At 63.2% G+C, this 22,753-nt stretch carries 17 protein-coding genes, 1 tRNA gene and 4 pseudogenes; 3 read left to right on the top strand and 19 right to left on the bottom strand.

The window, feature by feature from the left end:
• Positions 1-23: 23 nt before the first annotated feature.
• The gene (locus tag ACF0H6_RS18595; RefSeq protein WP_395250952.1) at positions 24-974 is read right to left on the bottom strand and encodes an aldose 1-epimerase family protein; all 951 of its coding nucleotides are present in this window, start codon (positions 972-974) and stop codon (positions 24-26) included.
• Positions 975-1,099: 125 nt separating this feature from the next.
• Here ACF0H6_RS18595 and galT point away from each other — a divergent pair, with 125 nt between their 5' ends.
• From galT to ACF0H6_RS18580, 3 genes and pseudogenes are all read left to right on the top strand, one after another.
• On the top strand, positions 1,100-2,233 hold the full coding sequence (gene galT / locus ACF0H6_RS18590) for a galactose-1-phosphate uridylyltransferase (protein WP_395250951.1): 1,134 nt from the start codon (positions 1,100-1,102) through the stop codon (positions 2,231-2,233).
• A complete protein-coding gene (galK, locus tag ACF0H6_RS18585) occupies positions 2,230-3,399 on the top strand; it encodes a galactokinase (RefSeq protein ID WP_395250950.1) in 1,170 nt (389 codons plus the stop codon). Before galT ends, galK begins: the two co-directional genes overlap by 4 nt.
• 62 nt (positions 3,400-3,461) lie before the next feature.
• Positions 3,462-4,701: pseudogene (locus tag ACF0H6_RS18580) on the top strand (acetyl-CoA C-acetyltransferase).
• An 82-nt stretch (positions 4,702-4,783) separates the two neighbouring features.
• Here the strand turns inward: ACF0H6_RS18580 and ACF0H6_RS18575 are convergent.
• The 18 genes and pseudogenes from ACF0H6_RS18575 to ACF0H6_RS18490 all read right to left on the bottom strand — a co-directional run bounded on the left by ACF0H6_RS18575 (position 4,784) and on the right by ACF0H6_RS18490 (position 22,713).
• Entirely contained in the window at positions 4,784-5,671 is an 888-nt protein-coding gene (locus tag ACF0H6_RS18575; RefSeq protein WP_395250949.1) for a Bax inhibitor-1/YccA family protein, read from the bottom strand.
• Positions 5,672-5,804: 133 nt separating this feature from the next.
• Positions 5,805-6,511, bottom strand: a pseudogene (locus ACF0H6_RS18570) (ABC transporter ATP-binding protein).
• Positions 6,504-7,391, bottom strand: coding sequence for an ABC transporter ATP-binding protein (locus ACF0H6_RS18565; protein ID WP_395250948.1), 888 nt, complete (start codon positions 7,389-7,391; stop codon positions 6,504-6,506). The pseudogene ACF0H6_RS18570 and the gene ACF0H6_RS18565 overlap by 8 nt, the downstream one beginning before the upstream one ends.
• The gene (locus ACF0H6_RS18560; RefSeq protein ID WP_395250947.1) at positions 7,384-8,586 is read right to left on the bottom strand and encodes a branched-chain amino acid ABC transporter permease; all 1,203 of its coding nucleotides are present in this window, start codon (positions 8,584-8,586) and stop codon (positions 7,384-7,386) included. Before ACF0H6_RS18560 ends, ACF0H6_RS18565 begins: the two co-directional genes overlap by 8 nt.
• Positions 8,583-9,602, bottom strand: coding sequence for a branched-chain amino acid ABC transporter permease (locus ACF0H6_RS18555; protein WP_395250946.1), 1,020 nt, complete (start codon positions 9,600-9,602; stop codon positions 8,583-8,585). The genes ACF0H6_RS18560 and ACF0H6_RS18555 overlap by 4 nt, the downstream gene beginning before the upstream one ends.
• Positions 9,603-9,683: 81 nt before the next feature.
• Positions 9,684-10,913: a branched-chain amino acid ABC transporter substrate-binding protein gene (locus ACF0H6_RS18550; protein ID WP_395250945.1), complete on the bottom strand. Its 1,230-nt coding sequence runs from the start codon at positions 10,911-10,913 to the stop codon at positions 9,684-9,686.
• Between the two features lie 243 nt (positions 10,914-11,156).
• Positions 11,157-11,230: transfer RNA gene (locus tag ACF0H6_RS18545), tRNA-Leu, on the bottom strand.
• A gap of 42 nt (positions 11,231-11,272) precedes the next feature.
• Positions 11,273-12,193, bottom strand: coding sequence for an N-acetyltransferase (locus ACF0H6_RS18540; protein WP_395250944.1), 921 nt, complete (start codon positions 12,191-12,193; stop codon positions 11,273-11,275).
• Positions 12,194-12,327: 134 nt separating this feature from the next.
• Entirely contained in the window at positions 12,328-13,773 is a 1,446-nt protein-coding gene (locus ACF0H6_RS18535) for an NAD(P)/FAD-dependent oxidoreductase (RefSeq protein ID WP_395250943.1), read from the bottom strand.
• 72 nt (positions 13,774-13,845) lie between these two features.
• Positions 13,846-15,228, bottom strand: a complete 1,383-nt coding sequence (locus ACF0H6_RS18530) for a S8 family serine peptidase (protein ID WP_395250942.1) — start codon at positions 15,226-15,228, stop codon at positions 13,846-13,848.
• Positions 15,228-16,175 carry an exopolyphosphatase gene (locus ACF0H6_RS18525; protein WP_395250941.1) on the bottom strand — a complete coding sequence of 316 codons (948 nt, stop codon included), beginning with the start codon at positions 16,173-16,175 and terminating at the stop codon, positions 15,228-15,230. Before ACF0H6_RS18525 ends, ACF0H6_RS18530 begins: the two co-directional genes overlap by 1 nt.
• Positions 16,172-16,915 carry a DUF501 domain-containing protein gene (locus ACF0H6_RS18520; RefSeq protein ID WP_395250940.1) on the bottom strand — a complete coding sequence of 248 codons (744 nt, stop codon included), beginning with the start codon at positions 16,913-16,915 and terminating at the stop codon, positions 16,172-16,174. The genes ACF0H6_RS18525 and ACF0H6_RS18520 overlap by 4 nt, the downstream gene beginning before the upstream one ends.
• Positions 16,916-16,972: 57 nt before the next feature.
• Positions 16,973-17,695, bottom strand: a complete 723-nt coding sequence (locus ACF0H6_RS18515) for a septum formation initiator family protein (protein WP_395250939.1) — start codon at positions 17,693-17,695, stop codon at positions 16,973-16,975.
• A gap of 157 nt (positions 17,696-17,852) precedes the next feature.
• Positions 17,853-19,133, bottom strand: coding sequence for a phosphopyruvate hydratase (gene eno, locus ACF0H6_RS18510; RefSeq protein ID WP_395250938.1), 1,281 nt, complete (start codon positions 19,131-19,133; stop codon positions 17,853-17,855).
• Between the two features lie 121 nt (positions 19,134-19,254).
• Positions 19,255-19,914, bottom strand: a complete 660-nt coding sequence (locus ACF0H6_RS18505; RefSeq protein WP_395250937.1) for a MazG nucleotide pyrophosphohydrolase domain-containing protein — start codon at positions 19,912-19,914, stop codon at positions 19,255-19,257.
• Between the two features lie 37 nt (positions 19,915-19,951).
• Positions 19,952-21,107 (bottom strand): annotated as a pseudogene (locus tag ACF0H6_RS18500) (adenosine deaminase).
• 43 nt (positions 21,108-21,150) lie between these two features.
• Positions 21,151-21,810: a DedA family protein gene (locus ACF0H6_RS18495; protein WP_395251360.1), complete on the bottom strand. Its 660-nt coding sequence runs from the start codon at positions 21,808-21,810 to the stop codon at positions 21,151-21,153.
• Positions 21,811-22,054: 244 nt separating this feature from the next.
• Positions 22,055-22,713, bottom strand: a pseudogene (locus tag ACF0H6_RS18490) (DedA family protein).
• Positions 22,714-22,753 lie beyond the last annotated feature (40 nt).

Here is a 22,753-nt window from a genome sequence, read left to right as displayed (position 1 = left end):
GGAGTGCCGGATTGGAAACCTGATTACAGCGCGCCCACAATTCCCCACGTCATGGTGAAGCTCTCGCCCGGTTCAAGCCACCTGAGGCCATCCCCGGAGTTGAAGGCGTTCGCCGGACCGGTCATAGGCTCGATGGCGACGGCTTTTGAGCGGCCCGGGAAGGTATCCGTGACGAAGACATGGACGTAGGCACAGTTTTCGTCCTGCTCCAGGGAAACGCTCCGGCCATCGGGCGCCGACAGTGTGTGGCGGGCGACGCCGCCGTCGAACTCCAAGTCCGTGAACCCTACGTCGACGTTCAGCGTGCCGACAGCGCGGCCGGCGCCAAAATCGAATTCACCCTCGACTACCGCCGAACTGCGCGGTATGAGCCGCCCGTCGGCAATGAGCCTGGTGCCTGCGTGGACAGTCAGGACTGTCTCTTCGGGCGGAACGTCGCCCACGCGCAAATATGGGTGGGCCCCCAGCACGAACGGCGCGGGAGCCGCCGAGTCATTGATGAACGTCTGGGAGACCCGCAACGCAAGCTCGGCGTCTATCCCGTACCGGACTTGGTGGCGGGCCAGGAAGGGGTAGCCATGCTGCGGGAAGATTACGGCTTCCAGGGTCACGGAAAACTCGTCTTCCTCCACAAGGGCATAGGACGAGTTTCGCAGCAGTCCGTGGCTGGCATTGTTGCGGGACACTTCGGTGATGTCCAGTTGCTGCTTCTTGCCGTCGAGGTACCAAACCCCGTCCTCGATCCGGTTGGCCCACGGTGCCAAGGTGATTCCAGTGGCGCCGGGTGGAAGCTGCCCGTCACCGTAGCTCTCGGTGAGCTGGACGCCGTCGCGGCTGAACAGGCGCAAGCCGGCGGCAAGCTCGGTGACGACGGCGAGCGCGTCACCTCGGCGGATCTCGAACTGGCGGCCACTGGCGAAACGGCGGGATATGGTCCCGTCGCCGGGCGCGGAAAACGGTGTGGTGGGAGGCATGGCACCACCGTACTGCATCCCCTGGGCGATTCTCGGATCCCCCGGACGATACGTGGCCACGTCGCTTAATGTTCTTTTTTGTTAGATATTTTGTCTTTTTGAGCACTCTATGACACCATGAATCCATGACTCGCCTTACCAGCACACGCCTCGCCGATGGTCGGGAGCTGATCTATTTCGACGACGCCGGGTCACCGGAGCGCGAAGCCGCGTCGCTGACGGATCACCGGGATTTGCCGCCACGCGCCGACCCGGGCGAGCTGCGCTATGACGCGCTGGCCGGCGAGTGGGTCGCGGTCGCGGCCCACCGGCAAAGCCGCACGCATCTGCCACCCGCGGACCAGTGCCCGATCTGCCCCACCACCCCGGCGAACCCGTCCGAAATCCCTGCGCCGGACTACGACGTCGTGGTTTTCGAGAACCGCTTCCCCTCACTCGGACCGGCCGTCGGCACGATCCCCGGTACACCCGCGTGGGGTACCGCTGGCCCCGCCTATGGCCGCTGCGAAGTGGTCTCGTTTACCCCAAGCCACACTGGATCCTTCGCTGAACTTGGCGAAGCCAGGGCACGCACCGTGATCGAGGCGTGGGCGCACAGGACTGAGGCCCTCAGCGCGCTTCCGGGAATCCAGCAGGTTTTTCCGTTCGAGAACCGCGGCGCGGACATCGGAGTAACGCTCCACCACCCGCACGGACAGATCTACGCGTACCCCTACGTCACGCCCCGCGCGGCAAGGCTCGGCGCTGCTGCCGGCCGGCATTTCGACGACTCAAAAGGCCGGGAATCGCTGACGTCGTCAATCCTCAAGGCCGAACGGCAGGATGGCAGCCGCATGGTTCTGGAGGCCGGGCACTTCAGCGGCTACGTACCCTTCGCCGCGCGTTGGCCGCTGGAGGTTCACCTCGTACCGCACAGGCAAGTTCCGGACCTTGCCGCCTTGAGCGGCGAAGAGCGCGACGAACTCGCCCACGTCTACCTGGAGCTACTCAAGCGCATGGACGCACTGTACCCAACGCCCACGCCCTACATTTCCGCGTGGCACCAGGCCGCCCTGGATGCGGCCCTGCGCCCGTCCGGCCACCTGCATCTCCAGCTCACCTCCCCGCGCCGCGCCGCCGACAAACTCAAATACCTTGCCGGTTCAGAGGCCGCGATGGGAGCCTTCATCAACGACACCACCCCCGAATCGGTGGCCGAGCGGCTTCGCGCCGTCGCCAGCGATTCCCCACGAGCCATCCCGGAAGGGGCCACAGCATGACCTCCACGCCCGACGCCCCTGCGCTGAGTGCCCTAACCGGGCAGTTCGAGTCGATCTTCGGTTCAGCCCCCGACGGCGTGTGGCAGGCTCCGGGGCGCGTGAACCTGATTGGCGAACACACCGATTACAACGAGGGCTTCGTGCTGCCCTTCGCGATCGACAAGACGGCGAAGGTTGCGGTCCGGGTCCGCGACGATTCCCGCATCCGGCTGCTGTCCACGTTCGGGGGCCAAGGCCTCGTGGAGGCCGACGTGACCACACTGGCCCCCGAATCCGCCAAGGGCTGGACGAAGTATCCCCTCGGCGTGGCCTGGGCCCTGCAAGAGCGCGGGATCCAGATTCCGGGCTTCGATCTGCTCATGGATTCCGATGTCCCGCTCGGCGCAGGGCTGTCCTCCTCGCACGCCATCGAATGCGCCGTCATCTCGGCACTCAACGACCTCACCGGCGCGGGATTGCGCGCCGAAGACATGGTCCTCGCGACCCAGAGTGCCGAAAACGACTTCGTCGGTGCTCCCACTGGAATCATGGACCAGTCGGCGTCGCTTCGCGGGTCCAAAGGCCATGCCGTCTTCCTGGACTGCCGCGACCAGAGCGTTCAGTTGGTCCCGTTCGACGCCGAGGAAGCAGGCCTCGTCCTGCTGGTCATCGACACCAAGGTCTCCCATTCGCATACCGACGGCGGCTATGCCTCCCGCCGGGAGTCGTGCGAACTGGGTGCCCAGGTCCTGGGGGTCACCGCCCTTCGCGACGTCGGCATCGGCGACTTGGAGGAAGCCAGCGGGCTGTTGGACAGCACTACCTTCCGCCGGGTACGGCACATTGTCACCGAAAATGACCGTGTGCTGCAGGCAGTGGAGCGGCTCACGACCGACGGGCCGGCCCACATCGGCCCGCTCCTTGATGCGAGCCATGTGTCCATGCGGGATGACTTCGAGATCTCGTGCCCTGAACTGGACCTGGCGGTGGAAACCTCCCGCGCCCATGGCGCCATCGGCGCCCGTATGACGGGTGGCGGATTCGGCGGCTCAGCCATCGCCCTCACCCCGGTGGGCCATGAGCAGGAAGTGCGCGACGCCGTCGTACGCGCCTTCGAAGCGGCCGGATTCACGACGCCGGACATCTTCACCGTGACCCCGGCTGCCGGGGCCACACGCCTCGCCTGACGTCGACGCCACCGGCAGCGTTCGCCGGATTGAGCAAGCAATGCCCGGCGTAAGCTGGGGTCATGGCTGACGCTGTCATTGTTTCCACCGCCAGAAGCCCCATTGGACGGGCCTTCAAAGGGTCTCTCAAGGACGAACGTCCCGATGACCTCGCGGCGGCGATGGTGACTGCCGCGCTGGCGAAGATTCCGGCTTTTGATCCCGGAGCACTGGACGGCCGCGGCCTCGATGACCTTTACCTTGGCTGCGCAGAGCCCAGTGGTGAAGCTGGCTCGAACATGGCGCGGGTGGTGACGATCCCTGGCTGGACTGGACACCGTCCCCGCTGCCACGATCAACCGGTTCTGTGCCTCGAGCCTGCAGACCCTCCGGATGGCATTCCACGCCATCACAGCCGGAGAGGGCCACGCCTTCGTCTCTGCCGGCGTCGAGTCGGTTTCGCGCTACCAGAATTGGGCGGGCGCCGGGGAGACAGACACGAGCCTCCACAACCCCCTGTTCCGCCCCGCACAGGCCCGCACCGCCGCCCGGGCCGCGTCCAATACACCGTGGACGGATCCCCGCCTGGGCGGACGGATGCCGGACGTCTATATCGCCATGGGACAGACTGCGGAGAACGTGGCCACCAGCCATGGGATCAGCCGGGAGGAGCAGGATCAGTGGGCGGTCCAGAGCCAGAACCGGGCCGAAACTGCCATTGCGTCCGGTTTCTACGCCCGGGAAATTACGCCATACACCCGCAAGGACGGCACTGTGGTGGATCGCGACGATTCACCGCGTGCCGGCGTCACCCTGGAAGCAGTCGGCGCTTTGCAACCGGTGTTCCGCAAGGAAGGAACCGTCACCGCCGGCAACGCGTGCCCGCTCAATGACGGTGCCGCCGCCGTCGTCGTCATGAGTGATTCCAGGGCAAGGGAACTGGGCCTCGAACCGCTGGCCCGGATTGTCTCGACCGGCGTCAGCGCGCTGTCCCCCGAACTCATGGGCATGGGGCCCGTGGAGTCCTCCCGCCTGGCGCTGGCCTTGGCCGGACTGAGCATGGCGGACATCGACCTTGTGGAACTCAACGAAGCCTTCGCTGTCCAAGTGGTGGCGAGTGCCCGCGAACTGGGGATCGATCCGGACAAGCTCAACGTTCATGGTGGCGCAATCGCCCTCGGCCATCCTTTCGGCATGACAGGTGCCCGGATGACCACCACCTTGCTCAATGGCCTCCGCGAACGCGACGGCACCCTGGGCCTGGCCACCTTGTGCGTCGGCGGCGGCCAGGGCATGGCTGTGGTTTTCGAACGGCTTTCCTAGCCTTCCGAGGAGTTTGTGTACAGGTAATGCCCCCTAAACCGACGTTTAAGGGGCATGACCTGTACACAAACTCCGGATAGCGTCAGTCGTCGCCGCGCAGGATCGCCAGCAGGCGGATGATCTCCACGTAAAGCCACACGAGGGTGACCGTCAGGCCGAAAGCGGCCGTCCAGGAGTATTTTTGCGGGGCACCCTGACGGACGCCCTGCTCGATGGTCGTGAAGTCCATGACCAGAGAGAAGGCGGCAAGCCCAATCGCGAGGATCCCGATGAAGACACCCAACGGAATGCCGAAGATGTGGACGCTGCTGCGGAGGCCGAACGGCGAGTCAACAGCACCCGTCCACATCATGAGCATGTTGATCACTGCGAAGACGAGGTAGCCGACCGTGGCGATCATGAAGAAGCGGACAGCCTTGGGAGTGGCGCGCACTTTGCCGCTCTTGAAGAGCACCAGGGTCACGCCGAATACTGCAAGCGTACCGATTACGGCCTGCAGGCCGACGCCCGGGTACAAACCGTCCAGCAGCCGCGTCAGGCCGCCGAGGAACAAGCCCTCAAGGCCGGCATAGCTGAGGATCAGAGCAGGCGACGGCTGCTTCTTGAACGTGTTGACCAAGGCCAACACAAAGCCGCCCAACGCGCCGACCACCATGAGGAGGTTGGCCGTTCCCGGGGCCACGAACAACGTGACCGCTGCACCAAGCAGCAGCACGGCGAGGCAGGCGGCAGTCTTGACGATGACGTCGTCGAACGTCATGCGGCCGGTCTCTACGGGACCGGCTGAGGGCTGGTTGTACATCTGCTGCAGCTGATCGCTGCTCATCTGCGGCTGCGCCGCCCAGGCAGGCTGGCCGTACTGGGGCTGGCCGTACTGGTTTTGGCCCTGTGAGTAGCGGGGGATGGGCGGGGCCTGTGTTGCTCCACGGAAATTCTTTCCGTTGAAGATCGGGTTGCCTCCGAGTGCCATGGTGTGTGTCCTTCTTGCTGTGGGTGCGAAGTGATAGTTCACGCTACCAATTCCCACGCTTGGTCTGCAGCGAAAGTTCCATGACCGCCGACGCCGGCACCCCCACTTGCGTTGAGGGTGCCGGCCGGTACAGCTATCCGACGCCGAGGTACGCTTCCTTGACCGCCGGGTTTGCGAGCAGTTCCTTGCCGGTGCCTCGGTGCGTAATCGACCCTGTCTCAAGGACGAATGCACGGTGGGCACGGGCGAGAGCCTGGTTGGCGTTTTGCTCCACAAGAAGCACCGTGGTGCCCTGCTTGTTGATCTCGGTGACAATCTTGAAGATCTGGCGAATGAACTGCGGCGCGAGCCCCATGGACGGTTCATCCAGCAGCAGCAGCTTGGGGTTGGACATCAGCGCCCGGCCAATCGCGAGCATCTGCTGTTCGCCACCGCTCATGGTCCCGCCAAACTGCTTGATGCGCTCCTTCAGACGTGGAAACAGGTCGAACACGCGCTCCAAGTCGGCCGCCACCTTGGTCCTGTCATTACGGCCGTAGGAACCCATATCCAAGTTCTCCATCACCGTCATACCAGGGAAGATGCCGCGCCCCTCAGGTGCCTGGGAAATACCCTGACAACCCGGATGTGCGCTTTCATCCGGGTGATGTCCTCACCCTCGAATGTGATTGAGCCGGTTGATGGGCTCAGCAATCCCGAGATGGTCCTCATGGTGGTAGTTTTACCAGCTCCATTCGCGCCGATGAGCGAGACGATTTCGCCCTCTTCAACACTGAAGGACATGTCGGAAATGGCTTGGATCCGGCCGTAGTGGACGGATATGTTCTTCAGCTCAAGCAATGTCATCTTCAGGCTCCCCGAGATAGGCGGAAATTACTTTCGGGTCGTCGCGAATAATCCTCGGTTCCGCATCCGCAATCTTTTTCCCGAATTCCAGGACGACGATCCGATCGGTCACGCCCATGACCAGCTTCATGTCGTGCTCAATGAGCAAGACCGTGTAGCCGTCGTCACGGATGGTCCGGATAAGGGCCATGAGCTCTTCTTTTTCTGCTGGGTTGAACCCTGCTGCGGGCTCATCCAGGCAGAGGACCTTGGGGTCCGTGGCAAGTGCCCGTGCAATTTCCAGGCGACGCTGGTACCCGTAAGGCAGGTGCCGCGATAAGAAGTGCGCATGATCGGCGATGCCCACGAACTCAAGCAACGCCATGCCCCGCTCAATGGCCGTTTTCTCTTCCCGGACATGGGTCGGCAGGCGCAGGAGTGCTCCGCCGACGCTCGTGCGGTGACGTGCGTCGAGACCAACAACAACATTTTCCAAGGCTGTCATCTCACCAAAAAGGCGGATGTTCTGGAAAGTCCGGGCCAAACCACGCCTGGTGATCTTGTGCTGCGGCAGTCCGTTGAGCAACTGGCCTTCCAGCATCACCTTTCCCGACGTTGGTTTGTACACTCCTGTCATGGCGTTGAAACAGGTGGTCTTGCCAGCACCGTTAGGGCCGATCAACCCCAGGATTTCACCTCGGTTGATATCAAATGTGACATTATCCAAGGCGACCAGGCCACCAAACTTAACAGTGAGGTCCTGCACCTGGACCAAGGCTTCACCCACTTTGGTGACAATGTCCCTCTCAGGCGCCACTTTCTCGGCAACCTCAAGGTCCACGCCCTGTTCCTTGAGCGCGTCAACGTCAATCTCCGGTTCAACCGCTTCAGTCATTGCCGGCCCCCTTCCCAGGTTCCGTGGCTAGTTGGCTGGAAGCTGGGCTACTGCTCACTGCGCCCTTGATCTTGTTATACGCCAACCGGCCGTACGCAAGCAGGCTCTGACGTGCCGGGAGGAGTCCCCCGGGCCGGAAGATCATGATGATCACCAACGCCGCACCAAAGATCAGATACTTGAACTCTGCAATCGCGGTGAAACGGAGCGGAATATATGCCACCAGTGAACCACCAAGAATCGCGCCGACCTTGTTTCCGGTGCCGCCCATGACAACAGCCGCGACGAACAAAATCGAGGTGGCGATATCAAACTTCTGGTTGTTGACAAAACCTACCTGGCCGGCGAACAAAGCACCCGAGAGTCCGCCAACGGAAGCACCAATCGCGAAAGCCCACACTTTGTACTTGAACGTCGGAACACCCATGATTTCCGCTGCGTCTTCATCCTCACGGATAGCAATCCACGCGCGCCCCACACGGCTGCGTTCCAAGTTTCCGGCAGCCAGAAGCACCACAATGATGATGGTCAGCGTGAACCAGTACCACGGAGTTCCGTTGGAGTTCAGGAAGATTGGTTGGCCTGTTGAATCCGTTCCCGGAGGGTGTCCGACATTCTGGAAACCAACCTGGCCTTTCATCGCCGGAATGATGGTTGCCAAAATGCGCACGATTTCGCCAAAGCCGAGGGTGACGATGGCCAGGTAGTCCCCGCGCAGGCGGAGCGTTGGCACACCCAGCAGCACGCCAAAGAACATGGTGACTGCCATCGCCAGCGGAAGGGTCCACAGATAGGGAATGTGCACATACGGCGAGTCGGGGCTGGTAAACATTGCGGCGGTGTAGGAACCCAACGCGAAGAATGCCACATATCCCAGGTCCAGCAGGCCGGCGTAGCCAACCACCACGTTCAGGCCAACGGCAACCAGCGCATAGACGGACATCTGGGCGAGCGCAATTTGCCAGTTGTTACCCGGCTCCGTGGTGATCAACGGCGGGTTGAGAATCGGGAGCAAGTACGCAATGACAACCACAACAATGAGGATCAGCCACTGAGTTTGCCGCGGGAGCGCATTCCATTTGTCGCCGAGCCCAGGGAACCAGCTTTTACGTCGCCGCATCTTGGCTTCACGATCAGCGATTACCTGAGCCGATGCGTCGTCCGGAATAAGGGTGGGGCCGTCTGTAGTACTCATGCCTTGCTCTTTCCTAGCGAGCTACCCAAGATACCTTCGGGCCGCACAATCAACACCAACACCAGGACCACGAAGGCTACAACGTCCGTCCACTGCGAACTGCCCAAGAGCACCTGGCCGTAGTTTCCAATCAAACCGATCAGAAGGCCACCCAGCAAGGCGCCGCGCACGTTGCCGATTCCGCCGAGCACAGCGGCCGCAAAGGCCTTGACGCCCAGGATGAATCCGCCGTTGTACTGCACACCTGAAGGGATTTTCATGACGTAGAACAATGCAGCCGCGCCAGCCAAAATACCGCCGATAATGAAGGTGGTCACGATGATCTTTTCCTTGTTGACCCCCATCAAGGTTGCGGTGTCAGGGTCCTGCGCGACAGCACGGATGCCTCGGCCGGTCCGGGAACGCCTAATGAACTGGTCGGTGGCGATCATCAGGATAATCGCGGCGATGACAATGACAACCTGCTGCGAATCAACAATTGTCCCGAAGACGTCGAATATTGCTGCCGGCCGGAACATCGTCAGCGCTGCTTCGGGGCTGGGACCGCGCCACCAGTAGATGGTGTACTGAATGGCGAAGGAAACACCGATGGCGGTAATCAGGAATGCCAGGCGAGGCGCTTTGCGCTGACGCAAAGGTTTATAAGCCACCCGTTCCACGATCACGGCCATCAATGCTGAGGCAATAACCGCCACGATGAGTGCGAGGACAAGGTTTCCCACAATGGCCCAGAATGCAAGTCTTGGGGCGGATGGGCCAAAATTGAGGGCGCTGAGGGTGAAGAACACCCCGTAGCAGCCCACGATAAAGACTTCGGAGTGGGCAAAGTTGATGAGGTTGAGAACACCGTAGACGAGGGTATAGCCGAGGGCCACCAATGCGTAAATCGCCCCGAAGGTCAGGCCGTCAAAGGTGGAACTCCAAAAGTTTTGGACAAAGGAATTTACGTCGAAGCTGATCCACGTGTCGTCTGTTGGAACGGCGTGGAGAAGGGTGGGAATTACTTCACTGATCATGGGCACTTCCTGATGCGTTCAAGAGAAATGCTGGGGGTCGGCACGGATGCTGACCCCCAGCATTCACATGGGCTGCCGGTATTACTTGCCGATGACACCGATCGGAACAATCTTGCCGTTCTCGACCTTGTATCCGTAGACATCCGGTGTTGCCAGTTCGCCGGTTGCGTCCCACTTGTAGTGCTTGGACAGGCCATCTGCATCGTAGGACTTGACCCAGGAAAGAAGGTCCGCACGGGACTGCTTGCCCTTGTCGATACCTGAGAGCAGGACGGTGGCTGCGTCGTAACCTTCAATGGAGTAGGTTCCCGGCTCAGCGTTGGCCAGCTTCTTGTACTCGGACTCAAAGCTCGGGATCAGCTCGCCGGGGATGCAGGGGCAGGTGAAGTAGGCGTTGGACGAAGCGTCGCCCGCCTGCTTGATGAACTGATCATCCTTCACACCATCCGGGCCCACGAAGGAGCCGGTGAATCCCTTTGCAACAAGTTGCTGGTCGAAGGGAGCGCCTTCTGCGTAGTAGCCGGCGTAGTAGACGGTGTCTGCCTTGGCGTTCATGATCTTGGAGATCACGGCCGAGAAGTCCTTCTGGCCAGTGATGACCTTGTCGGACCCCACCATCGCGGAGCCAAGCGCACCGGAGGTGGTGGTGCCCAAACCGATGCCGTAGTCAGAGTCGTCCTGGACCAGGTAGACCTTCTTTGCCTGCAGCTTGTCCGTGAGGAACTTTGCTGCCGCAGGACCCTGGACGGCGTCATTGCCGAGGGCGCGGAAGAAGGTGGTCCAGCCGTTCTTGGTCAGGCCCGGGTTGGTAGCGGAGGGCGTGATGTGCACCAAGCCCTTCTGCTCGAAAATGTTGCCTGTGGCCTTGGATTCACCGGAGAAGGGCAAGCCCACCACGCCGACGATGTCCGCTTCGGAAACGATCTGCGTCACGGGACCTGTTGCCTTGTTCGGGTCACCTTCGGTGTCGAACTTCTTGAACTGGACCTGGCAGCCCGGGTTGGCGGCGTTGTGCTGGTTGATGGCCAGCTGGATACCGTTGAAGATGTTGATACCAAGCTGGGCATTGGGTCCCGTCTCGGCACCCGCATAGGCAAGGGTGGTGGTAGACGCGCAAGTTCCCTTGCCATTGCCTGCAGGCAAGACTGCGCCGGCAGGAACGTCAACTTTGGAAATCGCAGGAATATTGATCCGGCTGCTGGCCCCCGAAGTGTCGGTACTGCTTGGACCGGTCTGGTTGGCACAACCAGCCACCAGCATGCCAAGAGTGGCAGCTGCTGCTATCGCCGAAATGACTTGCTTCCTGTACATAAATTGCCTCCGCGGTGCGTATGATTCGTGGTCATTCGCCCGAAGTCACTTTCACTTCGAACATGTTCCATGAGAGTACTACCAAATATGTGTCCTAGAACACATATATGCAGGTCAGGATCTAATAACGGTGTGTCACCGCCGCGCGGAGATAACTCTTCGGGTGAACGCGCGGTTAAATTGTTGTCACGTCGCGGCTTGGCGCAAACAGGAGAGATTGGCACGGCACGCAATTTGCGTGCGTGCCCCAGGTGGGACTCGAACCCACAACACGCGGATTTTAAGTCCGCTGCCTCTGCCAATTGGGCTACTGGGGCGCCCGGATAATGGTAACCCAACGCGCCCTGCCCGCGGACTTTCTAGGCCGCCCGGAACGGCGAGGCATAACGGAAGGTACCGCTGACGCCGTCGGGCCATGTTTTGAGGGGCAATAGCTGGAAATGATCTCCCCACGCGGGGTCCGGCGCAGTCACGCCCAGCGTGCGGGCAGGCAAAAATCCGAAGCGTGGATAGAACTCAGTGCTGCCCAGTAAAGCGATGCCCGGTTCGCCCGCGTCCTCGGCGCGTCGGGCGGTTTCGCGTAAGAGCGCAGATCCGATGCCGCGCCTTTGCAGATGGGGTTGGACACTGAGGGGTCCGAGCCCAAGGAGTTCGAGGTCACCGACCCATCCACGGGTGCTGATGACGTGCCCCACGATCTCGCCGCCGATCTCGGCCACGATGCTGAGTTCGGGCAGATACTCTTCGCATTCGAACAGCTCCCGCAGCAAGTTCACCTCCGGAGGTACTCCGTCGACCGGCAGCCCGGTGACCGGGCTGATCGAGAAAGCGCTGGCAGTCAGCGCCAGCACTTCCTCGCGGTCCGGCTGCCTTTCCGTCCGCAGCACCACACCGCGTCCGAGAAGTTCCAGGACCTCCATGGCGCGTCTGCGCCCGGCCGACGGAACCAGCAAATGGTCGTGATGGAAACCGGCCAGGACGTTGCAGCTGATTCCCGCCGCGGTCAGAGCGGAGCTCACGGCAGCGGTCAAGCCCACAGCTTCCAAAGCAGAATGAATCTGAAGGGTGATCCACGCGGCCACGAAGTCATAGGACAGTCCCAGACGGTCCGCTTCTTCGCGGCGTAACACCACGGTGAGTCCTTCAGCTTCGCGGACCGCCGCTTCGATATTGCCCTCCAGCGGCTTCCCGTGCGCCCACAGCGCGTACACGTAGTCGCCATCCCGGAGCAGCGGGTGCATGGACTTCAGGAGGGTCGCCAGATCGCTTTCGCCAGCCATGCTGACCAGTCTAGGAGTTTGTGTACACGTCATGCCCTTATGAGGGGGTTTTGAGGGCGCGAGGTGTACACAAACTACGACGGCGGCCGCCTCCCGTGTGGGAGACGGCCGCCGTCGTCGGACTGCTTGAGGTGTTACTTGGCGTCAGCGGTAACCGGGGCCTTGGCCTCGGCGGACTCAGCCGCAGGAGCGGGTGCCGCAGCCGGCTTCGGGGCCGGAGTCGCCGCGGCCACGAAAGCACCGCGCGGGTTGTCGAGGTCCAGCAACTGGGTGGTGTCGCGGCCCATGGTCATACCGAGGATCCAGTTGAGGATCACGCGGACCTTGCGCTCACCGGTGGGGATGGCCAAGCCGTGGTAGCCACGGTGGGCCAGCCACGCGAGGCCGCCCTTGAGGCCGATGCGGCCCAGGAGGTTGATGTTGGCAACACCCTTCCACTCACCGAATCCGGCAACCGCGCCGAGGTTCTTGTGCTTGTAGTCGGCCATGGGCTTGTCCCAGCGGGAGGCCCACAGGTTCTTCGCGAGACGCTTGGCCTGGCGCAGGGCATGCTGCGCATTCGGAACGCAGGTACCGTCCGGCAGGCCGCTGCCCGTGAGGTCCGGCACGGCGGCGATGTCGCCGGCGGCCCAGGCGTTGTCGATGATGCCTTCGTCGCCGGCAATGCGCAGGTCCGGGAGGACACGGACACGTCCGCGCGGCTCGAGCGGGAAGTCGGTGGAGCGGATCATCGGGTTGGCCTGCACGCCTGCAGTCCACACGAGGGTGTCCGCTTCGAATTCCTGGGCAGGAGTCTTGTCCGGCAGGTTGATGAGCTTGAGGCTGCCCTCTGCGTTGTCGAGCGAAGTGTTGAGCAGGACCTCGATGCCGCGGCTGCGCAGGTGGCCAACAACCCACTCAGCCTGGGCTGCGGTGACCTCGGGCATGATGCGGCCCATGGCTTCAACCAGAACGAAGCGGACTTCCTCCTGGCGGATGCGCGGGTTGGTCTTGACGGCTGCGCGGGCCAGGTCTTCCATCTCGGTGATGCACTCGATACCCGCGAATCCGCCACCCACAACCACAAAGGTCAGGGCCTTGGCGCGCTCGGCAGGGTCGGTCATGGTGGAGGCGACCTCAAGGCGCTCAAGGACCTTGTTGCGCAGTGCAACCGCTTCTTCGATGGTCTTCAGGCCGATGCCTGCGTCCGCGAGGCCCTTGATGGGGAAGGTGCGGGTAATGGCGCCGGCGGCAACCACGACGTCGAAGTAAGGGATCTCGAAAGGCTCGCCACCGTCAGCCGGAGCGACAACCGCGGTGCGGTTCTGGTGGTCGATGCTGGTGACGCGGCCCTGGATGAGTTCCGTCTGCTTGAGGTGCTGGCGGTGCGAGACGACGGCGTGGCGTGCCTCGATGTTGCCGCCGGCCACCTCGGGAAGGAAGGGCTGGTAGGTCATGTAGGGAAGGGGATCGACGACGGTGACGATTCCGCCGGCGTTCGCGATCTTCTTCTGCAGCTTGAGTGCTACGTACAGGCCGACGTAACCGCCGCCGACAACGAGAACACGGGGACGGTCAATGAGCTCAGGGGTGGTTGCCATAAGAATAGGGTACAGCACCTTGTGAAAATCTTCACTAACTATTTCCCGGGGCTGCCACACTGGTACGGCGCGCTATTGAGGGGGACCCGGATCCACGACGTCAACCAGCCCGGTTCCCGCGTCGTCAGGCCGTTCCGGCGAGGTCCGGTAAGTGCGTATCAACTGGAACGAGGCGCCGGCAAGGATGGCCACGAAAAGCGCGCCAAAGCCGATCACCACGGTAGCGGGAACAGCTGAATCGCCTTGCGATGGCGCCTTCGCTACGGGAATCGTGGGATCCGGCAAAGCGGCCGCCGGGATACTCGGTGTGGACGTTGGCTGGGGCGTCGGGCTGCTGAGGTCTCCGCGCCGGTGGACCCGGATCCAGTCCGCGATGGAACCCACGGGGTTGCTCGTGGCTGCGGGCACGTCCGCCTTGAGCGCGGCCTCCGCGTTCAGGATGCCGTAGCCGTAGATCGGGTCCTTGCCAGGCGCTCCGGCGTCTTGCGCCGTCGACACGATCCTGTTGATCACCTGCTTGGCGCTCATGTCCGGCCATTTCGAACGGATAAGTGCGGCGACGCCGGAGACAATGGGCGCGGAACCGGAAGTACCGGCCCAATCTTCGTAGCTCCCGCCGGGCAGCCCGCCGACCAGCTTTTCCGCGGGCGCCGAAACGCCGATGCTGATCCCCTGCGAAGAGGCATCCACGCTGGCGGTACGGTTCCGGTCAAGCCCAGCCACGGTCAACACTCCCGGAATGGTGGCAGGCGCGCCGACCTGCACATTTCCGCCGATCCGGTTGCCCGCCGCGGCCACTATCACTACGTCCTTTTGTTCGGCATAGAGGAAGGCCGCATCCCAACTCTGGGGCCAATCCGGCGACGTGCTGCCCAGGGAAATATTGATGACCTTGGCCCCGTTGTCCACTGCCCATCGCACGGCCTCGGGAATCTGCTCCTGGTCGGTCTTGCCCGAGGGGTTCGGCGAGCCGAGCCAGGCGGACACGGACAAGAGCTGGGCTTCGGGGGCGACGCCCACAATCCCGTCCGATCCAACCGAGTCCGACGGCGACGGCGACGGGGAGGGAGTAGCGGTGGCCCCGGCCGGAGCATGTCCCCGCCCGGCCAAGAGCGTGGCGACGAGCGTACCGTGCTCCGGTTTGGCCCCGATGCTCTTTTGTCCGTTCGGATCCCCTGAGCCGGAGACGTCGGTCCCGCCTGTAACTGCGCCCTTGAGATCCGGGTGTTGTCCGTCCACGCCGCTGTCGATGATGGCCACTTTCACGCCCGCACCCTTGGACACCTGCCAGGCCGCGGAGATGCCGTATTCGTTGAGCCAGTATTCCTTGTCCCGCCAGGAGTCGGCGAAGGCCGCAGGCGCATTGAGCAGCGCCCCGGCCAATGTCCCGCCCGCCAGCAGGGTGGCCAGCGTGGCCGACACGGTTCGGCGGCGCCAACGGTGGGGCAACGTCATCAGCTAATGCTCAGGGCGATGCCGTCGAGAATGTCGTGCTCACTGGAGATCGCCACGCTGATGGCACCATCGCCGAGCTCAGCCAGGCGCTGAAGGATGCGGCGCCATACGAGTGCCCCCGCTCCAATGACGTCGACGCGACCGGGGTGCATGTAAGGCAGCCGGGCACGCTCTTCGCGGGTCATTTCCAACAGGCTCGTGGCGGCGTCGATGATAGTCGCGAGCTCCAGGCTGGCGCCGTGGATCCGCGCGGGATCATACTCGTCCAGGCCCAGGGCATGTGCCGTGATGGTGGTGATCGAACCGGCGACGCCCACGACGGCGGTGGCCCGCTCCAGCGGGACCGTGCGGGCTGCGAGGTCAATCGCCGCGTCGACGTCGGCTTCCGCGGCGGCGATCTGCTCCGGCGTCGGGGGGTCGCTGCGCAGGTGCCTTTCAGTGAGCCGCACGCAGCCGATGTCAACAGACTTGGCGGCAATCACGCCGTCGGAATCGCCCAGGACGAACTCGGTGCTTCCGCCTCCGAGGTCCACCACCAGGACGGGGTCTTTGCCGCGGGAAGGAAGCACGCTGCTTGCGCCGGCGAAGGACAAAGCGGCTTCTTCGTCGCCGGAGATGACCTCGGGCTCGACACCCAACAGGTCCCGGATCCCCTCAACGAAAACGTCCCGGTTGCGGGCGTCGCGGCTCGCGGATGTAGCCACGAAACGAAGCCTCCCGGCGCCATGACGGCGGATCAACTCGGCGTAGTCGGCCGTGGCCGCAAAAGTGCGTTCGAGTGCCTCGGGGGCGAGCTCGCCGGTGGCGTCCACCCCTTGTCCGAGGCGCACCACGCGCATCTCGCGGACAACGTCGCGCAACGGAGAACCCCCGTCGCCGGGGAGGGCGTCCGCGATGAGGAGGCGAATCGAGTTGGTGCCACAGTCGATGGCTGCGACGCGGCTCATGCGCCGTGCTCCCCTGCGCCGTGCTCTCCTACGCCGTTCTGTCCTGCGCCGTGCTCTCCTGCGCCGTTCTGTCCTGCGGACGACGACCTGCGGACCGGCGCGGGACGGCCCACGATATCCGGCAAGCCCTGTGGTCCGTGCCGGCTGAGTTCCCGGGACGGGGCCTCCCCCGCACTGTCCCAGGCGCCGTCGCAGTAGCAACGGTCCGCGGTCCACCATTCGCTGATGGCTTCAATGCCTTCGTCGCCGAGCGGGTTCACTCCGGGACCGGCGGCCAGCGAGTGGCCGACCAAGACATGCAGGCACTTGACACGGGTGGGCATGCCGCCGGCGGAGACCCCCGCGATTTCAGGAACGTCTCCGGTCCCCGAGCGTCCGGCGATCTCATCGCGTGCGTGGAGATAAGCCTCGTGGGCGCTCCGGTAAGCCGTTGCCAAGGGCTCGTCTGCCGCGAGACGCTCGTTCATCTCATTCATGAGCCCTCCGGCTTCCAGCCGCGACACTGCGGCCGTAATGACGGGGTGCGTCAGATAGAACGTCGTGGGAAACGGCGTGCCATTGCTCAGCCTCGGAGCCGTGGCGGCTACCAGCGGATTCCCGCACACGCAGCGTGCGGGAATCTCGACGACGTCGCGCACGGGCCGTCCGAGTTGGCGGCTCAGGATTTCAAGATCGTGTGCTGATGGCTTGCGGGACTCCTGCGATGCAGGTGCCGAGTTGTCTTCCACTGGCGCTGCCATCCTTCCTGCCCTGTTTCAGCCGTGCCCCTCAGGGCACGACGGCGGCGGGCGCCGCGTCTAGTCTGTTGCCGAGCGCCGGATGGATTCCCACAGCCCATCCACCCAAGGCAGATTGGTAGGGCTTCCGGAAGCTCCCGAGCTGGTGCGCCCGCCTGGGGTACCAGCGGGAACATCGCCGCCGAACACCCAGTAGCCTGCTTCACCCGGCATAACCATGTTAATGCGGTCGCGGGCCTGTTGCTTCACGTAGTTGGGATCCTGCCATCGCGTAATCTGCTTCTTGAGGCCCGCCTGCTCGGCCTGTTTGCTCGCGATGTCTGCCTCAAGGGCAGAGATTTCCGCCTTTTTCTCCAAGAAGATCTTGACCGTGGGCGCGAGCATGATGGTGATGGCGACCATCACCACGGCGAGTGCCAGCATGCGCCCCGAGAAAGCTTTCGCGGGCACCGGACCGCTGGCTCCGTCTTTGCGGTGGGTGGCGTCAGCATCAGAGGCTTTGGTGGACGCCTTGCCGCCGGCCGAAGTGCTTCCCGGCCGGCCGGGGACCGAACGCCCGGACTTCGCCGAAGCCGAACCGGCCGCTGGGGCCTTTTGTTGAACGGTCCCCGTGCGAGCAGCCTCCCGTGGGGTCGCCCCCTGTGGAGCCGTCTCTTGTTGAGGCGGGGTTGCTTTACGGGAGTCACCGAAGTCGGCACGGATAACGTGGCCGCCGTCGGGGTTCTTTTGGGGCGACCGTCCCAGGGCATCTGCCCGGGGGACCTTGGGGCGGCGGGTTGCCATGACACTCCTGTAATGCCTGGTGCTTGCCCTGGCGGGTTGCTGCGCGTTTCATGCCTCACGGAGCCGGCGGTTTGCCGAAGTCTCGCGCGTTTCGTTAAACAGAACCGGTGGCTATGGTCTTTCCACCATAGCCACCGGTCAGCTGTTTCCGCGGATGCTAGCCCTTGAAACGCGGGAAAGCGCTGCGGCCGGCGTAGCGTGCAGCGTCGTCGAGTTCTTCTTCGATGCGCAGCAGCTGGTTGTACTTGGCGACGCGCTCGGAGCGGGCCGGGGCACCGGTCTTGATCTGGCCCGCGTTGGTGGCAACGGCGATGTCAGCAATGGTGGTGTCCTCGGTCTCGCCGGAGCGGTGCGAGGTGATGGTGGTGTAACCGGAACGCTGGGCCAGGGAAACGGCGTCCAGGGTCTCAGTCAGGGAGCCGATCTGGTTGACCTTGACCAGCAGGGAGTTCGCCGTAGCGGCGTCGATGCCCTGCTGAAGGCGCACGGGGTTGGTGACGAAGAGGTCGTCGCCAACCAGCTGGACCTTGTCTCCGATGGTGTCGGTGAGGGTCTTCCAGCCCTCCCAGTCGTTCTCGTCCAGCGGGTCTTCAATGGAGACCAGCGGGTAGTCGGCAACGAGTTCGGCGTAGTAGGCGCTCATCTCGGTGGCGGAGAGGGCCTTGCCTTCGAACTGGTAGGCACCGTCCTTGAAGAACTCGGAAGAGGCGACGTCCAGCGCGAGGGCGATGTCCTTGCCCGGGGTGTAGCCGGCGTTCTTGATGGCTTCCTGGATCAGGTCCAGTGCAGCGCGGTTGGAAGGCAGGTTCGGTGCGAAGCCGCCTTCGTCGCCGAGGCCGGTGGAAAGGCCCTTGGCCTGCAGGACGGACTTGAGGTTGTGGTAGACCTCAACGCCCCAGCGCAAGCCTTCGGAGAAGGTCTCGGCACCGATCGGAACGATCATGAATTCCTGGATGTCGACGTCGGAGTCGGCGTGGGAGCCACCGTTGAGGATGTTCATCAGCGGGACGGGCAGGACATGGGCGTTCGGGCCGCCCAGGTACTTGTAGAGGGGCAGATCGGCCGAGGCTGCGGCTGCGTTGGCAACGGCCAAGGAGACGCCGAGGATGGCGTTGGCGCCGAGCTTGCCCTTGTTCGGGGTGCCGTCGAGGTCGATCATGGCCTGGTCGATACTGCGCTGGTCCGTCGCGTCGAAACCAATCAGGGCCGGGGCGATTTCGTCGATGACCGCGTCAACGGCCTTCTGGACGCCCTTGCCGAGGTAGCGGCCCTTGTCACCGTCGCGCAGTTCAACGGCTTCATGCTCACCGGTGGAAGCGCCGGACGGAACTGCAGCGCGGCCGATCTGGCCATCGGAAAGCAGAACTTCAACTTCTACTGTCGGGTTTCCGCGGGAATCAAGGATCTCGCGGGCGTGGATGGCATCGATAAGCGCCATGGACTGCTCCTTATGGTGAAGCGATTTACAGGGAATCTTTGAGGGAAATTCTCGACGTCCTCGTCGCTACTAGCGTAGTCGAGACCGGCCAACGTTACAGAATGGCGTCGGGGTCTTCACGTTATGTGGCTTCGCCGTCGGGTGCCTGGTAGCGGCGGACGGCGGCGCGGAGGGCACGTTCGGCGTCGAATCCCTTTTCCCGCGAGCCCGCGACGACGGCAAGCAGCAAATCGCCTAGCGCGGCTTCGGACTCGGGAACCTCCGCGGCCGCAATGGTGCGGCTGCTTGAGGGACTGCCCGGGCGTGCCGCGCGCTCGGCACGGTCCAAGGACTTCTGAGCCAAGGCGAGGGCCGGAAGGTGGGAAGGAATCCCTTCGAAGGGATCCGTGCGCTCAGGTCTTTCGGCCTTTTTCACCGCGTCCCATTTTTCGACGATTTCCTCCACGGTGGCCGGGAAGGAGTCCTGCAAGGACCCGTCCGGCCTGAAGACGTGCGGATTGCGCCGCACCATCTTGTCGGTGATGGCGCGGGCGACGTCGTCGAAGGTGAACCGTCCCTGCTCCTCAGCAAGCCGGGCATGCAGCACCACCTGGAGCAGCACATCGCCCAGCTCACCACGGAGTTCGTCGGCAGTATCGGAACCGGACGCGCCGGCCTCGATGGAGTCCACCACCTCGTACGCTTCCTCGATCAAGTACTCCACCAAGGATTCGTGCGTCAGCGCCCCCATCCACGGACAGTGCTCGCGCAAAGAGGCAATCTTTTGCACAAGCACCGCCATGGATCCGTCAGGGGCGCCAGCGCTTGCAGGACCCTTGTCAGGCAAGGTTGGCGTAAGCGTCGTTGATGTACTCCACCAACGCCTCTTTCTCATCCAGCGGCAGGAAAGAGGACTCGGCCGCGTTAAGGGTTAGCCTCCAGGAGATCGTCGAGATCGTAGTCGAAAGTCTCCACGAGAAGCTCGAACTCGTCAGTGAGTGTCACACCGCTCATGAGGCGATTGTCCGTGTTGATGGTGACGTTGAAGCCCAGCTGGTAAAGCATGTCCAACGGGTGGTTCTCGATGCCTTCGCCGAAGTTCGCGATCGCACCGGTCTGGAGGTTCGAAGAGGGGCAGATTTCCAGCGCAATTCCGCGGTCGCGAACCCAACCAGCAACCTCACCCAAAGTGACCATGCCGACGGTGTCGTCGCCGTCGTCGTTGGCTTCGTCGCCCTCAGCGTCCTCGAAGTCAACGGTGATGTCCTCCGCGATGCGCACGCCGTGGCCCAAACGCAGGGCGCGGCCGTCCACCAGGGCGGACTGGATGCTCTCCAGGCCTGCTGCCTCGCCGGCATGCACGGTGGCCGGGAAGTTGTGCTCGGCCAAGTACGTAAAAGCATCCTTGAAACGGGAAGGCAAGAAGCCGTCTTCGGCTCCTGCTATGTCGAAGCCGACAGCCCCGTTGTAGCGGTGGCGCACGGCCAGTTCGGCGATTTCCTGCCCGCGGTCAGCGTGGCGCATCGCGGTGATGAGCTGGCCCACCTGGATCTGGCGGCCGGACTCCTCGACAGTTTCCACCCCGGCGTCGAGCCCGTCCTGGACGGCTTCGACAACCTCATCCAGTGTGAGGCCCTTCTGGAGGTGCTGTTCCGGTGCCCAACGGACTTCGCCGTACACGACGCCGTCGTCAGCCAGGTCCTCGACGAACTCCTTGGCGACGCGCGCGAGGCCTTCTTTGGTCTGCATGACGGCGATGGTGTGATCAAAGGTTTCGAGGTAGCGGACCAAAGAACCGGAGTCTGCAGACTCCCGGAACCACTCACCGAGCGCTACGGGATCCGTGGAAGGCAGGGTGTGGCCGACGGTCTCCGCCAGCTCAATGATCGTGGCCGGGCGCAGTCCCCCGTCCAGGTGGTCGTGAAGGGAAACCTTCGGCAGGTTCTTCAGGTCGAAGTCAAGGGCAGGGGCGGCATCAACAATAGGCTCAGTCACGTCTCAACTCTAGGGGGACGGAAGGAGCTTAGCCAGCAGGCTTTTAGCGGTCGCGGCCGGCCGCCGCGTTGACGGCGGGACCTGCACCTTCCGCGGATGCCGCTTCTTTCTCGGCGTCCCTCTTCTCAAGGCGCTTGTGCCACCAACGCAGGGAGTGGTCCACGATCACGCCGAGCACCACGGCGAATGCCACCGCAATCCCCACGCCGAGGAGCGGGTTGTTGTGCACCCAGTGGCCGGCCAGCGAGCCAATCCCGATCGAATAACCGACCCAGGTGAGGCAGGCGAAGGCGTCCAGCAGGAAGAATGTCCTGTGCCGGAATCCTGTCTGTCCGGCGACATAGTTCACCGCCACGCGGCCCCAAGGGATGTACCGGGCGGTGAAGATGAGCACTGCGCCGCGCTTGTCCAGCTCGTAGTGCGCCCAGGAAAACATCTTCTTGACCTTGGGCTTGCGCATCCATTTCCAGCGGTCCAGGCCAATCTTGCGGCCCAGCAAAAAGGCCACGTTGTCGCCGGCCATGGCACCAACGAGAGCGGTAGCGCCGAGGAACCACAGATTGGGTTCGCCGCGGTGCATCGCCAAGGCCGAGAGCCCGACGATCGCGGTTTCACTGGGCAGGATCGTGGCGAAGCCGTCGATGAAAAAGAAAACCAGGAGCACCGGGTAGATCCACGGTTGCCCGGCGGCGTGCTCGAGCATGTGGTTCATGAATTCCACGCAGGCATTGCTCCTCAAGGAAAGTCACTCGGTTGGGTGACATAGATCGCTATCCAGTGTCCCACGGCTGGAGCGTCGTTCGCTACGCCCCCGCCGGAGAAGTACACAACTTAACGGTATCCCGCAAGTCACATGGTGGTCATCACCCCATGGAAGGATTTTCAGGCGCTGAAGGCCTCATCCCTTGGGCGGAGACGGCTGCCCGGTGAGGTGACTGTCGCCGTCGTTAGGTGGCGGGTTCCTCCTCGGACTCTTCGGATCCTTCGGACTCGTTCGAATCTTCGGGAGAGGGCGCCGCACCCCCGACTGTGCTGATGATCCGGTCCACGATGATACCCAGGATGACGGCCGCGACGATCGCGATGATCGCCCCGAGAAGGTGGTTGTGCTCGAACCATTGACCGAAAAACAACCCGATCGCCACCGAATACCCGGCCCAGACGACGGCCGACATGGCCGTGAGCGCCACAAACATGCCGTGAGAGAACCGCGTGGCTCCGGCCGTGAGGTTGACTGCCACCCGGCCAATGGGGATGAACCGGGCCACCATGATCAGGGACGCAGACCGGCGTCGAAGTTCCTTTCCAGCCCAGCCGAAGGCGCGCTGCATCCTTGGCGAGCGCATCCACCGCCAGCGGCGGACACCTATTTTGCGGCCAATCAAATAGGCGATGTTGTCACCGGTGAAGGCTCCGAGTGCGCCCACAAGAATCAGCAGCCACGCGTTGGGCACCCCCGCCGTCGCGGAGACTGCAGCGAGGCCCACCACTACCGACTCACTGGGAATGGGTGGGAAGAAGCCGTCGATCACACAACAAGCAAAGGCAGGAGCAATACCCAGGGCTGCCCGGCTGCTGCGAGGATGAAGTCGTTGATGGCCTGCACGGTTTCCTAACGAACGGCCAGCCGGATAGTCTCCCGGGCA

It is taken from the genome of Arthrobacter sp. NA-172 (assembly GCF_043952055.1).
Classification (GTDB): domain Bacteria; phylum Actinomycetota; class Actinomycetes; order Actinomycetales; family Micrococcaceae; genus Arthrobacter.
The sequence above is the reverse complement of the archived record's forward strand: the minus strand, read 5'-3'. Positions and strand labels throughout refer to the sequence as shown.